The following is a 13753-nucleotide window of genomic DNA, read 5'->3' as shown; positions in this document are numbered from 1 at the left end:
CCTCCCGGTGTCTGGTCGTCGTAAGCAAACACCATGCTACCGGGAACCCATGGGCCCATCTCATCCACACCCGTTGCACTAGCAATGAAAATTCAAGCCGTCATAATGCTTGGCAACCATCTTGAGATAGGCTTCGGCCGTTCCACGGAACTGTTTCAAATCCGTCGCATGGATGCGATCATTGGTGCCAAGCATCACAATCGCCGCGTCTTCATCGCCCAATGTCGACTGGGCGATACGTCGATAGTTGGTCATGCTGCCTTTGCCGGGCACACTGGCATTCAGCAAGGACACCCCACGGGTCTCCAGCGTCGAACGCAAGCGATTGACCGCGGATTTGACTTGGTGCGCAGGCTCATGATGCAGCACGCCATCCAGGGTGAACAACGGCACGGCGTTGACGCTGAAACCGCCATCCGTGCCCACGCCCGCCGCGATGCTATCCCCCAGCAAACGCACGGAGCGATAGGAGCCGTTGGACACACAGCTGCCAAAAGAGGACACACGCACGCCGGTCAGACGGGATGACGGCAGGGGGTCTTGCGAACGACGCGCATTGTAGGCACCGGTGAGTGGGTCGAGATAGTACCGGTTTCCGGCTTCATCGGTGACATTGCCGTAGTGCATATGACCGCTTGGCCAGTCATACAGCACCCATTTAGCCGACCTGTTGCTTCCGAGACGCTGCCATCCGTAGGCAACGGCACCAGTGACTGGATCAAGGTAATACCAATGGCCATCAATCGGCTGTTCGCCGTACAGCATGCGCCCGGTGAAGCGGTCGTAGAACACCCACTTCTGCCCGTTGGAGTGGTAGACGAATCCGTATTTCATCGCACCGGTGGTCCGGTCGAAGTCATACCACGCACCATAACGGGCGTCCTCGCCCTTGATCATATGGCCGCTATGGTCATAACGCACCCATTTGCGACCGGCCTGCAGATATACATCCTTGTCGCGGGCCATCGTGCCATCCGAGTCAAACCAATACCAAGCCTGAGAGCCGGGGTCGTAGACCTCCTTGGAACGGGCCATGGTACCGTGGTCATACCAGTAGCGTTCGCCATGTTCGACTATCCAACCGTTGCGTGAAGCCGAGGAAGTCATACCATGATCGCGGGTTTGCGAGCTTGGGGTACCAGAATCGTCAGCCGTATTCGGAGCGGCATCAGTATCAACATCAGCATCGGGCTCACTGGCGGCGGAATCGTCGGAACGCTGCGAGCGAACGTCGGCATGAGAGAAGGAATCCTGACCTTCGGGGACCTCGGTATCCATTTTCTGATGCGGCGATTGAGACATCGACGGCTGACGCAGCTCCTCCTCGACGCTGCCCTTCCCCTGCGCTGAAGCGGGCAGAGGCTGCAGCGCTATCAGAGCAACGGCACACAAAGCTACGGCGCGCACTGCAATACGCGCGGAACGGGAATGGATAGACATCAAATGTCGCGCTCCACAATGTAGCGGGGGCGGTGTTTGACCTCCATATAGATCTTGCCGACGTATTCGCCGATCACGCCAAGCGACACCAAAATCAGGCCACCGAGCAGCCATAGGGAACACATCATGGATCCCCAGCCAGCAACCGAATGACCGGAGAACACCGAAACCAGCGTGTAGATCAGCATGACCAAACCGACGAACACCGACAGCACGCCAAGTCCCGTGATGATGGCCAACGGCTTGACCGAGAACGAGGTGATGCCCTCGATGGCGAAGGCAATCATCTTCTTCAACGGATACTTCGACTCACCGGCGACGCGTGTGCCGCGCTGGTAGTAGACCTTGTCATTGCTGAAACCCAGCGATGGAACAATGCCACGCAGGAACAGGTTCTCCTCACCGTATTGCGACAACGCCCGCAAAGCCGCCTCACCCATCAAACGGTAATCAGCATGGTCGGGAATCGTCTCGGTTCCCATCCACTTCATCACAGAATAGAAAGCATGGGCCGTGCCGCGTTTGAATGCAGTGTCGGTGTCGCGACTGTTGCGCACGCCATAGACGATCTCGGCTCCGGCTCGGAAGCGATCGATCATCTCATCGACGGCATTCGGATCGTCCTGCAGATCGGCATCCATGGAGATTGCCGCATCGGCCTTCATCTCCAGCGCATGCATCAGACCGGCGAACAATGCGTTCTGATGGCCTTTGTTGTGGGCGAGTTTGACGCCATGGAAGGCTTGCGGAGATGCAGCGTGCAACGCCTCGATTACATTCCAAGTGCCATCGGCAGAGCCGTCGTCCACGAACAGGGCTGAACTGTCGGCGGCGATGGCACCACGGCCGATTAGCGCCTCCAATTTCTCTCTGAGCACACTAGCAGTCACCTGCAGCGCGGCCTCCTCGTTGTAACACGGGAGCACGAAGACAATACGGGGCGCACGGCCCGCGGAACTGGCTTCGGCATGGCCTGTCGTCTGCGGTTCACTGGTCATTGACTGACACCTCCTGCAACCCACGATACTCGCGCATATCGCAGACAATGCGCAAGGCCCGCCTTTCCCGAATGGGAACGACGGGCCATGCGCTTAGATATCACTTGGACTTCACTCAAACAACGCGGTGGACGCACGCTTCAGGAAGGCAGCCATATCCTGACGGATGATGGTCCTGCCCACACCGAAGGAACCGTTGCCATATCCGCTGGAGATGTTCTTCGCCTTGGCCCAAGCCAGCGCATCGGAGAACGGAGTCTGGGCTGCATCAGTGAAGTTGGCACTGCCGGGAGCCACGGCCGGGGTGCCGGCGAGACGATAGATCATCTGCATCGCATCCTGACGGGCGATGTTGTTCATGCCGCGGAACGTGCCGTCTGTATAACCACCGATGATGCCGTTTGAGGCGGCCCACAGGATTTCTTTGGCATGCGGGGTGGAGACGTTCACATCCGAGAAGGTCTTGGTCGCGGAAGCAGAGTCGAAGGACGGGCTTCCGGCCAAGCGATAGAGGAAGGCGGCGAAGTCCTGGCGCGTCACTTTCGCTGCCGGACGATATTCGCGAGCGCCGTTGGCGAGCGCCCAGCCTTCGGAGATCTTCTTCTGATAGGTCCACATGATGTCCGCGGCGTGCGGAGTTGAATCATTCACATCGGTGAACGGATAGACAACCGGACGAGAACCATACTGGGAATCATAAAGATCCCAAATCACTTTCTTGGCCGCCGGATCGGTGACGGTGATGACGCTGCCGTGACGGTTCGGAATCTTCGCGCCATTGGGGGCGACGGTGTTGATACGCTGCTTGCCGCCCCAGTTGGTGGCATTGAGGCTGGTGGAGGAGACGGAGACGACGCCGGTGCTCATCACGCCCGGGTAATCCTTGAGGCCATCGGCGAACATATAGTAGCGGCCGTTGAACTTGGTCAGGGACGGTCCCTCATAGCCGGTGAGCACATTGTCACTCACCAGACGCCAGTTATTGGACATCGGGTCGGAAGAGGCGTAGATCTGGTTGGTGACGCCGTTCTTCTTGATGCTCAGGTAGTAGGTGCCGTTCTCCTTGTAGAGCGACGGGTCCAGCCAGTTGTTGGACTGCTGGGGCAGGTTGATCAGGTCGAGGGAGCCATAGGTCAGCTGCGGCTGCGCGCCCGGGTCCGCGGCCTGATCAGCACCGGCGGCGAGACCACTGACCTTGACGATGTAGGGGTGCATGACATCGTTCTGGGAGCTGTCACCATGGTTCATGGCGAAGTATCCGAGCGTCGTGACCACGTAGGCATCACCGTTGTCGTCGATGAACATCTCGGCGCCGGCGGAGTCATAGGAGCACGGGCTCAGGGTGCGGCCGCCGGTGTCAGGGGCCTGCGCAGGCGCGAGATTGGTGGGGCTGCCACTGTTCGGATAGCTCCAGGTCTTCAGATCCTTGGACGAGCCGAGCATCGGGGTGAAACGGCAGCCAAGGCCATCCTGAGCCTGTGCGAAGCCGCCTGACATCCAGAAGGTGCCGTTGGCATAGGAGATACCCGGATCATGCAGGGCATGCACGTAGTCCGGCTTGCCCGACACATGGTCATTGGCTCCCTCCGCGTCATACGCGATGGAGAGCTTCTTAAAGTTCACGCCGTCCACCGACATGTAGACGGTATCATCCAGATCATTGTCGGCGTTCCAGAACGCACCCAGCATCACATCGGGATACTGGGTGTCCTCCGCCGCCTGAGCGACGGGGGCCACAGCGGCGGCGCCCAAGGCCAGTGCGGCCATGGACGCGGCCACAGCGGCCACTGATTTACGGAGACGTGCGAAACGCATCATTCCCAACCTTTCCGGGGTATTCAATATGAATCGGGCCCCGCCCCTCCCTGGAAATCGCGGATAATCGGGGGGGGGGGGCAGGATTCCCTCATCGCATGAGGATACACCCGGCGAACGTCAGACGATGCGCACCGGCGTTCCCTTCGGAAGCTGGTTGAACAGCCATTCGGCGTCGGCGACCGTCAAACGAATATTGCCGTTGCCGGCGGCAGAACCGAGCTTGCGTGCCTCGGACTCGATGTAGCTGCCCTTCGCGTCGGTCGGAACACTCTGGAAACGCACATCCCCCTTGTTCAGACCAATCCAGAACTTGCCGCCCTGCTTGCGGGACTTGTCATAGAACGACTTTCCGGAATCCTTGGTCGTGAAGCTGCCCTTCGCCGTCGTGTTACCAGTGCCGGTCGAGGCAATCATCGCGTAGATTGTCTTGCCGTTGCTGTTGACCAGCACCACCTGATCAGACAGACGCACTTCAAGGCTCAGGCCGGGATATTTGGACAGCGTCGGCTGGCTCTGGCCGGAAGCAGAACGCCAGGAAACGTATTCGCCCGCACCGCCATGGCGCCCGGTGACCGGGTCGAAATACAGCCATTTCTTCTGCTCCGGCACCCAAGTGACACCATGCGCCATCTTGCCGGTGTTCTTATCGAAGTAATACCACGCGCCGTTCACCTTGACATAACCCTTGGCCATGATGCCGGTGACGTCGTCATAGTAGACCCACTTGTCATCGGACTTGATGTAGGTGAAGCCATGGAACATCGCGCCCGTGACCTTGTCGAACAGATACCAGCCCGTATGGGCCTTGTCATAGTTCACATGGACCTGCCCATAGCGCATCTTGCCGGTGGTCCAGTCGTAATAGACCCACTTGCCGCCGTTGGAGGTGACGTATTGCATGCCCTTCGCCATCGCGCCGGTGATCGGGTCGAAGTAGTACCAGCCGCCGTAGCGATAGTCCTCGCCCTTGATCATGTGTCCGTTGTTGTCGTAGCGAACCCACTTGCCGCCGTTCGAACGCTGGTAGACGTCCTTGTTGCGGGCCATCTTGCCGTCGGCGTCCAGCCAATACCACGCATCGCTGTCGGCGTCGTAGATTTCCTTGGACGTGGCCATCTTGCCGTTCTCATACCAGTACTTCGCACCGTTCTTCACCACCCACTTGCCGGTGGTGTTGACGTTCGCGCGGCCGAAGGCGTTGAGATCGACGCGCCCCGCGATGCCGGGAACCGAGCCGCCCGAGGTGTACTGCCAGCCGCGGTCGTTGGTCGAGAAGGCGAAGCCTGTGCGCGCGCCGTAGCTGGCGACCCAGCGGGTCTTGGCATGGATGCCATCGGTGTTGAGAGGGCCGTAGAGGTAGCTCGTGTAGGAGTAGACCGAAAGATTCGTGAAGCCGGCGTCCTGCAGTCGGGAGTACCAGGTGTTCACGATGCCGTCATAGACGGCCGGGTCGGTGGGCGGCGCGTAGCCGGTCCAGGTCCAGCGTTCGAGGTCGTAGTAGACCGGGTATCCAAGGTCGCCCGGGCTGATGCCGGCCTCGTGCAGGAGGTTGACGACGTTCTGGCCTTCGGCGGAGGCGGTGGCATTGTCATACGCGTAGGAATACAGGTAGACGCCGAAGGGGATGCCGACGCGCTGGCATTCGCGGATATTGCGCAGGGCCGTGGCGTCGAAGCCGTTGCCCCAGCCGTAGCCGATGCGGATGATCGCGCCCTGCACGCCGGCGTTCTTCGCGGCCTGCCAGTCGATATTGCCCTGCCATTCGGAGACGTCGACCACGCCCTTCGCGTCCTGGGCGAAGAGGGTGCCATCGGCCTCGAAGAACGCAGGGCTGCCGGAGTAGGTGCCCCAGTATGCGCCGTATTCATTGTTTTCCAAGGCCGCCGTGCGGACGGTGAGGCGGGCGGACTTGGCGGTCTGGGCGGATTGGGTGTAGGCGATGGTCTTCGCAGTGGGCGCGGCAGAGGACGCGGCGGAGCTCTGCGTATCGTCCGACTTGCTCTCGATCTGATCCTTCGTCTCGCCGACCGACACCGGAATGAACGACTCGCCGTCCGTCTTGGCCAGCGGATCGGGCTGCTGACGCTTGGTGCCGACTAACTCGGGATCCGTCACCTTCTCGCCGGTGGCCACGTCCTTCACCACGCCCGACTTGGTCACGGCCAGATCGGGGGACACGAGCGTGGCGCTGTCCGGGATCGACTCATCGACCTTGTCGGGCAGGGCCTGGGTGGGATTGTCCGGAATCGAATCGGAGGCGGATCCGTCGGCACCAGCTGACTCATCTGCCACGGATGCGTCGTTCGTCATGCGGACCGACGGCGTGCCGTCATAGCCCACGGCCTGATCGGCCGGAATCGCCCAAGCCGCGGCCGGTGCGGTCGGCAGCATCATGCCGACGACTGCGGCAACGGCGATGGTTCTGAAAGTGCCCATCCTCATACCTGTTTCCTGTCTCCTAATATGGTCGCCCTGCCACCACCAACCTCATTCCATGGTTCGCAAAGGGCGCATCGAGATCATCCAAACCCGAGGGTAGCCGACCGCACCGCGAGATGAGCGCCGTGGTGCCGCGCTTATGCCGTTTCTCCATGAATGGCGTATGGCGCGCCGCAGACTGCGTCATACGCATCATATGCAACGTTCCGCGCGCCGCACGCTACGCGCTGCACCACGCGCTACACACCGCGCCACGCGGAAATTTGGTTTTTCCTGCGGATGTGCTATGTTATTCAAGTTGTGTGCGGAGCCTGCTTGTTCAGGGGTTTCGGAGCACAGTGGAGGATTCGCCTAGTGGTCTATGGCGCACGCTTGGAAAGCGTGTTGGTGTAACAGCCTCACGAGTTCGAATCTCGTATCCTCCGCGAGTAGCCCTGAATCGTTGGAAATCCAAGGATTCAGGGCTTTTCATATGCTTGAAAATCGGTATGGTTTTCGGTATGGTTGATGGCATGGACGGAACCGTGTTCTATGCGGAATCACAGGGATGTTGGATAGCGAGGTATCCGGCGGGACGCTTCAATACAGGGAAGGTCATCGCGGGATACGGGAAAACGCGCGAGAAGGCGATGAGGAACCGGGACAGGGCATTGGCGAGGGCATTGTCCGGAACACAGCAGAGGAACGGCGCGACGGTTCGCGGCGTGCTGGACAAATACATGGCATGGGTCGAGCAGGGCAACGACAGGGCGAACAGCATAGAGAGGAAACGGGACAGGCTGGAACGATACCTCATACCATACATGGGGAAGCCATTCAAGGAACTGAATAGCGAGGATGTCCAGGCCATCATCGGCGAGGCGAGGCGGGCAAGCAAGGACAGCGAGAACAGCAAGATAGCGAAAACCATGTATGACGAGTTGGAACAGTTGTTCTCATGGGCACAACAACGGAACATGATAGCGACGAAACCGACGACATATGTCATCCGTCCGAAATACACATCGGCGGCGAGAAGGACGAACGAACTTCATATCGACGAGCGGATAGAGATGGGACGATGGCTATTGTCCCATGCGGCGGAACAGGCGGACACCGGATATGGCATGTTGTTGTTGGCGAGCATGGGCATGAGGGCAGGTGAAATCAGGGGCATGGAATGGAAATGCTTCAATCACTTGTTGGACGGCAGGCTGGACGAAACGACGGTCAGCGTCCAGCAGATATATGACCGGGACATACGAACCGGCGAATGGAAGATAATGAGGCATACGAAAAGCAACGCCATGTCATACAGGACGATAGCGGTTCCACAGGTATGGGCATATAACCTATTGAACTTCTATGAACACATGGAAGATGTTCATCACTTGCCATACCGATACGATGGATTCGTATGCTTGGACGAGGACGGCAATCCACTGACAAAAAACAGGCAACAGAATATATGGAACGGATTGAAACAGGCATACATACGGGAACATCCAACCGTCAACGAGGAAATAGCATGGGGAATGAGAATACATGACATGCGCCATGTGGTGGCGAGCGTTCTGGTCATGAATGGCGCGACACTGGAACAAGTGAGACCAATACTGGGACACATGTCAACGGAAATGACGCAATATTACACATCACTATCAACGGGATTCAACCGGGCAACCATGAACGAACTTCCAACACTCATGGAACACGGAAACAACATCCTGAACTATTGGAACCTTCATCCATCTGATGAGGAAAAAATGAAAAAATGAAAACCGACACGCCACGCGCCAGCATTCACGCGCCATTCAAATGACCAATCAATCAACAGCGGAACAATAATATGCGGTGAGTTGGAAGGGCGGACGCCACTGCATTCTCATAGCATTAGATAACACTTGCGGACATGGACACATGTGGACATGAACACATTGTTATCGTCATTATTATAGTGTAGTTATTTGATTTGATTTGGATTTGACTTTCAAAACGGATTGAAAACAGCCATTCACTCAAAAACTGAAATGAATGGCTTATTAGACATCAATAGTCAATGACATTGGATATGACATCAATGATGACATATCAATCCAATATTACTGAATAGTTCACTATCAATAACACTGGATGGATTGGAACAATGAGATGATGAAATGATGTTATCCCAGTCCGCAATAGTGCGATTGGGGAACATAGTCAACATACCTATTGCTTGCTCATTGCTATCCAGTTGATAGCGTGATTGGAATATAGATACCATACTATTGAATGACTTCTTATCCATTATATTATCCTTCATATTGATTAGGTCAACATCGTGAAATGTGGTTCTATGAAACAGGTCATCATACTGATATGAGACACAGGGGGGATATACAAATATCCATTCGATAGATGGGACAGCATTGACATCATGGCTTCCATGACGCTTCATTGCGTTCCAATACCGTCCGGGGGCAACATGGCGTAATCCGCGTTTCATAGCAATGGCGGCACGCTTGGACAGGGACATGTCAACATAGTCAACATGGGGCTCATCATGGGGGTCATCACTGTATTCAATGAACGCAATCATCGTCATTCCTCCATAGTGTCAAAGGGGTCAGCAGTGAACATGGCGTCAATCTGACTATCGGGAATGAGGTCATGTCGAGGGGCAGGATTCGGGTCAGGAACAGCAGGAATGTTCCAGTAATCATCACCATTGATGGTGATGTCATCGGGAACATTGCGAACATGAGGAACATAACCAGCAGGTTTCCAAGCAGTGTCATCATACTTGGAAACCGCTTCATCAAATGACCAGTTCGGGTCGCCATTGGGATAGCCACCACATGGTTTTCCAAACATGGCGTCCTCACGGGAAGCATATGGCAATGCTTCATCAAATGACATCTTCATGAACACAATCCCATGGTCGAACCGACGATACAATGGGTCCTTGCGTTCATCCAAGTTCGGATACTGTTCGGCAAGGGATAAGTTGGAAGTGATAACAACCTTGGTCCAACGGGCATAGGTGCTTGAACCTTTCACATTCACACGGAATGGCTGACCTTGTAATATGCGTAGCAGATAACTGAACTTGAAATCACTGCGATAATCGTCCAATAACAATACGGGTTCACCGGCATATCCATCAAACGGGAATGATGAACTCATGTCAGCAATGAAAACATTAGAACCACCATACATTTGAAGCGTCGTCGTCGTTTTACCAGTCCGCGTCGGTCCATAGATATAATCAACACTCACATTGCGAATATGAGTTGAATAATATGACTTGGAATAAGATGAATCCATATCCATTATTGCTTGCTTATGCGTCAATGACCAACGACGCCAGTGAGGGTCAGAGATGAAGTCATCATACCTGTATCCATGTTCGGTTATCATTTGATAGGCAGCGTCATACAAATCACGTTTGGATACATCATTATCGGTCATCATACCGAACACTTGGTCGGCAATACCATAGATGAATGGTCCGGCAATGTGAGTGTCATCCTTGGAAACATATTGAATCGAATCCTTGATGGAAATAGATGGTTCAATGTGGACAGATGGGAACAGATTCATCACAGCAGAACCAGTTTTCATACCACGCCAGTATAGAAACATTTGATAGTGCTTATAACCGGTATTCTTACCACATTCAATCGAGAACTTCGCGGCGAATGTCGAATCCTTATTCGCGATTGATGACAGCAGATTATCAAGAGTTTCAAACGCCATATTATCCGCTGGAATAGTCAACATCCAACCACGCGTTCTTACATTACCGGGATTATCAAGTTGAACAGACTTATTACCGGATTCTATCTGCTTCTTCTTATCAAGATTACCGTTCTTATACCAATATGTATTTGAACTTATATATGAACCTTTTACAGCCATATTATACCTCCATTATTTGATTGATTGATGAATATTTGATGAGGTAATATCGCGTGGACATATAAGAAAATCCCATGGCAAGGAGGTTCAAACCATGGGATTCATTTCATCAATCAAGTATTCAATATCATGCGATGAAAGCATGAAAACAGTGCGCAATATGCGCACAATATTGCGCAAGTGCGCATTTTGGTGCGCACCACTTTTTGTTGAAAATACAGGGGGATTTTGACGGGTGCGCATGTGCGCAGCGGGGGACGGTAATACTATATAGGAACCGCGTTCCTCGGTTCCTATCCAGCAGCGAACAGGTTCACTGCTGGCGTCCCCCGCATGAAAACAATGAACACATATAATATGAAGTTATAACCATATAATCAAAATCTATAATAGATATAAGTTATTATTTGTTATAATAATCGCTTATATCATACTTCCAGTTATTAGGATTATCATTGGCGAAACTCACGGCAGCAATCTGGCTGTCATAGCCACGGAAATATGACTCAATAATATGAATGGCGGCAATATCTTCATCACTTCTTTTGAGAGCAACCGCTGTATCAAGATACATGCGCAAGTTCGCGCCATCAGCATTATCGGCTATCCCAAGGCGGACGTCAAAAGAGCCATTATCATTACGGAAATGCTTCCAAATATATCGTGTCCAAGCATGAAAAAGTTGTTGTTTCATGGACAATGGAAGAGCAAGGAAACTGGCGGCGTCCTTAACCTTATTACATTCAACGGCACGGTCCATAACATCATGGCGGTCCTCATCTTCCAACGAGTCCCATACTGATGAAGAACCGCTGGCTAATAGTTCAGACCAAACATGCTCACAAACCATTTCAACCGGATAATCCATAACCTTCATTATATGAAACCATGAACACAATGAACACAGAACCATATAAGGGAATGACTCACAGGAACCATCAATCAAGCGGCAATCAGAGGCATTCGTGAGTCATCCATCGGAAATAGCAGTTTGTGCCTTTTCACGGGAAAACGACGTCCAGGGAGATTGTGAAATCAACGATTCTGGACGACAGCGAAAATGAGCGGAAAATCGGTATGGAAATCGGTATGGTTTGACGACAGGAAAAACGAGAATACAATGAAATCAAGGCATTTCAAGGATTATCATTCACAATTGACCGAATCTCGTATCCTCCGCGAGTAGCCCTCAAACCTGTTTGGGTTTGAGGGCTTTCCATAACTGCATGCAATGTTGATATGGCCGCAAATCTGGCACAATCATTCAGGAGGGCGCCATGCAGATTCCTGTGCTATCGAACGATATTGACACGTTGCGTTGCGTGCCTGAGGGACAGTACTTCGACCGCAAAAGCGCGCGGATCAAGCCCAACGATTTGGCGAAGATCATCACCGCCATGGCAAACTCCGCCGGAGGCAAAGTCGCCGTCGGTATCGAGGATGACGGCACGGTCACCGGCTTCAGTCTAGACGGAGCATATGCACCGGAGGAATTCGAACAGTGCGCGTTGATGCATTGCGAACCCGCGCCAGACATCACGCCAACCCGCATCGAAGTCACCAACAACAAAGGATGCGCTGACTTCGTGCTCGTCCTGAGCATCGAACCGTCGCGCAACCACGTCGTCAAACGCAAGAATGACGGCGAAACGTTTCTTCGTGTCGGCGACAAAAATATGAAGCTTGACTACGAGCAGACGCTGAAGCTGCAATATGACAAGCACCAGCTGGTGTTCGAGGACGAACCAGTGCCGGATTCCTCCATCGACGATATCGACCATGAGGTCGTGGACCGTTTTAAGCGAGCGCTCGGCACCACGGTGTCGGATGAACAAGCTCTGCGTAGCGCAAGATTCCTCACCAAGGATGGCTTGCTGACCAAAGCCGGCGTGCTACTGTTCGCGGAACAGCCCGCGAATCTCCTGCCGCAGGCCCGGGTTCGCGTGCTCCGGTTCGAAGGCAATGCCCTAGAAACCGGGCGTGCGCTCAACATCATCAAAGACCGCACCTTCGAAGGGCCAATCCCAAAGACCGTGGAAGGCGCAGCCATGTTCATCTCAGGTATGCTGCGCGAATATCAGTACATGGATGAGCATGCCAAGTTCCAAACCATCCCGGAGTATCCGGAATTCGCATGGTTCGAGGGCTTGGTCAACGCGGTGACGCACCGTGATTACTCGTATGCAGGCGAGCACATCCGCATCTCCATGTATGACGACCGTCTGGAGATTCTCAGCCCAGGCAAACTGCCGAACACCGTCACTTTGGAGAACATGCGCACCACTCGATATGCACGTAACCCACGCATCGCCAAGACGCTGGTTGCATTCGGTTGGGTAAGGGAAATGAACGAAGGCGTGCAGCGCATCTACAACGAAATGCAAGCCGCCTTCCTACATGACCCAATTTATTCGGAGCCGAACGACCAGTACGTCAAACTCACCTTAGAGAACAGCAGCACCTCACGTGTGCTGCGCAGCCAAGACACGCTGGAGAGCCATATCGGCAAAGATGTTTTGGACTCGCTCAACGAATACGAGATCGCGGCGGTGCAACTCGCCTATACAGAGAAAAAGGTGACACGCAAGGAACTGGTAACGCAGCTGGACCGCAACCCGAAATTCGTCAGCGCCATGCTTCATGGATTGGTAGATAAAGGCATACTGGACTGGCATGGCTCTTCGGCAAAAGATCCGAAACAGTACTACTCACTCAACCAGTAAACAGCCCGGCCGATTCCCACTAGGCTCTCTCTTGTCGCTCTTGTCGCTGTAAAACACACAGCAAATCCATAAGGCAAAAGCCCCAAAACCATTGAGAACAAAGAGACTACGCCAGATTTAAAAACAATCCAACCACTTCCCACTAGGTTCGCTCTTGTCGCTCTTGTCGCCGTCTCCCATAGAGCAAGAGCTTTTCCTCATTGCCGAACATGGGTAGGGGCGGAGAAACATCTGACATATCGAGGCAGAGACCCATCAGCCACAGCGGCGCAGAATCACAATCCGTTCGTAACTTGCGCCAAAAGTCAGCCAAGCCTGCGCTCCAGTCCCTCACCCTCGCCGCCGCAGACACTCGCGCAGGAAATAGACGGCGTAGCAGAGGACCACGAAGATAATCTCAGCGATCAACGCGAAACGCTGCGAGGGGTCGAACACCACCAGCACGCACGAGGC

8 protein-coding genes, 1 tRNA gene and 2 pseudogenes are annotated in these 13753 nt (G+C 54.2%); 3 read left to right on the top strand and 8 right to left on the bottom strand.

Annotation, left to right across the window (positions count from 1 at the left end):
• Positions 1-78: 78 nt before the first annotated feature.
• From AC1AUD_RS12590 to AC1AUD_RS12570, 5 genes and pseudogenes are all read right to left on the bottom strand, one after another.
• On the bottom strand, positions 79-1440 hold the full coding sequence (locus AC1AUD_RS12590; RefSeq protein ID WP_476574723.1) for a hypothetical protein: 1362 nt from the start codon (positions 1438-1440) through the stop codon (positions 79-81).
• On the bottom strand, positions 1440-2438 hold the full coding sequence (locus tag AC1AUD_RS12585) for a glycosyltransferase family 2 protein (RefSeq protein WP_476574722.1): 999 nt from the start codon (positions 2436-2438) through the stop codon (positions 1440-1442). The genes AC1AUD_RS12590 and AC1AUD_RS12585 overlap by 1 nt, the downstream gene beginning before the upstream one ends.
• A gap of 111 nt (positions 2439-2549) precedes the next feature.
• Positions 2550-4256, bottom strand: a complete 1707-nt coding sequence (locus tag AC1AUD_RS12580) for an S-layer homology domain-containing protein (protein WP_476574721.1) — start codon at positions 4254-4256, stop codon at positions 2550-2552.
• A 117-nt stretch (positions 4257-4373) separates the two neighbouring features.
• A pseudogene (locus tag AC1AUD_RS12575) lies at positions 4374-4721 on the bottom strand (L,D-transpeptidase); the annotation flags it as partial.
• A 96-nt stretch (positions 4722-4817) separates the two neighbouring features.
• Positions 4818-6692 (bottom strand): annotated as a pseudogene (locus tag AC1AUD_RS12570) (GH25 family lysozyme); the annotation flags it as partial.
• 343 nt (positions 6693-7035) lie between these two features.
• On the opposite strand from AC1AUD_RS12570, the gene AC1AUD_RS12565 reads away from it, so the two are divergent.
• Positions 7036-7120 (top strand) — tRNA-Ser (locus AC1AUD_RS12565).
• A gap of 75 nt (positions 7121-7195) precedes the next feature.
• Positions 7196-8452 carry a tyrosine-type recombinase/integrase gene (locus AC1AUD_RS12560; RefSeq protein WP_476574720.1) on the top strand — a complete coding sequence of 419 codons (1257 nt, stop codon included), beginning with the start codon at positions 7196-7198 and terminating at the stop codon, positions 8450-8452.
• A 299-nt stretch (positions 8453-8751) separates the two neighbouring features.
• On the opposite strand, the gene AC1AUD_RS12555 is transcribed toward AC1AUD_RS12560, so the two are convergent.
• The 3 genes from AC1AUD_RS12555 to AC1AUD_RS12545 all read right to left on the bottom strand — a co-directional run bounded on the left by AC1AUD_RS12555 (position 8752) and on the right by AC1AUD_RS12545 (position 11445).
• A complete protein-coding gene (locus AC1AUD_RS12555; RefSeq protein WP_476574719.1) occupies positions 8752-9255 on the bottom strand; it encodes a hypothetical protein in 504 nt (167 codons plus the stop codon).
• Positions 9256-9257: 2 nt separating this feature from the next.
• The gene (locus tag AC1AUD_RS12550; RefSeq protein WP_476574718.1) at positions 9258-10577 is read right to left on the bottom strand and encodes a hypothetical protein; all 1320 of its coding nucleotides are present in this window, start codon (positions 10575-10577) and stop codon (positions 9258-9260) included.
• A 403-nt stretch (positions 10578-10980) separates the two neighbouring features.
• The gene (locus tag AC1AUD_RS12545) at positions 10981-11445 is read right to left on the bottom strand and encodes a hypothetical protein (protein ID WP_476574717.1); all 465 of its coding nucleotides are present in this window, start codon (positions 11443-11445) and stop codon (positions 10981-10983) included.
• Positions 11446-11854: 409 nt separating this feature from the next.
• Here AC1AUD_RS12545 and AC1AUD_RS12540 point away from each other — a divergent pair, with 409 nt between their 5' ends.
• Positions 11855-13300 (top strand): ATP-binding protein, encoded by a 1446-nt coding sequence (locus tag AC1AUD_RS12540; protein ID WP_476574716.1) that lies wholly within the window; start codon positions 11855-11857, stop codon positions 13298-13300.
• The last annotated feature ends 453 nt before the right edge of the window (positions 13301-13753 follow it).

Source organism: Bifidobacterium sp. LH_730 (assembly GCF_056355835.1).
This window is presented reverse-complemented; position numbering and strand designations above follow the sequence as displayed.

Coding starts and splice junctions, on each gene's coding strand:
- AC1AUD_RS12590 (WP_476574723.1), bottom strand. CDS start 1,440: ATGTCTATCCATTCCCGTTCCGCGCGTATTGCAGTGCGCGCCGTAGCT.
- AC1AUD_RS12585 (WP_476574722.1), bottom strand. CDS start 2,438: ATGACCAGTGAACCGCAGACGACAGGCCATGCCGAAGCCAGTTCCGCG.
- AC1AUD_RS12580 (WP_476574721.1), bottom strand. CDS start 4,256: ATGATGCGTTTCGCACGTCTCCGTAAATCAGTGGCCGCTGTGGCCGCG.
- AC1AUD_RS12560 (WP_476574720.1), top strand. CDS start 7,196: ATGGTTGATGGCATGGACGGAACCGTGTTCTATGCGGAATCACAGGGA.
- AC1AUD_RS12555 (WP_476574719.1), bottom strand. CDS start 9,255: ATGATTGCGTTCATTGAATACAGTGATGACCCCCATGATGAGCCCCAT.
- AC1AUD_RS12550 (WP_476574718.1), bottom strand. CDS start 10,577: ATGGCTGTAAAAGGTTCATATATAAGTTCAAATACATATTGGTATAAG.
- AC1AUD_RS12545 (WP_476574717.1), bottom strand. CDS start 11,445: ATGGATTATCCGGTTGAAATGGTTTGTGAGCATGTTTGGTCTGAACTA.
- AC1AUD_RS12540 (WP_476574716.1), top strand. CDS start 11,855: ATGCAGATTCCTGTGCTATCGAACGATATTGACACGTTGCGTTGCGTG.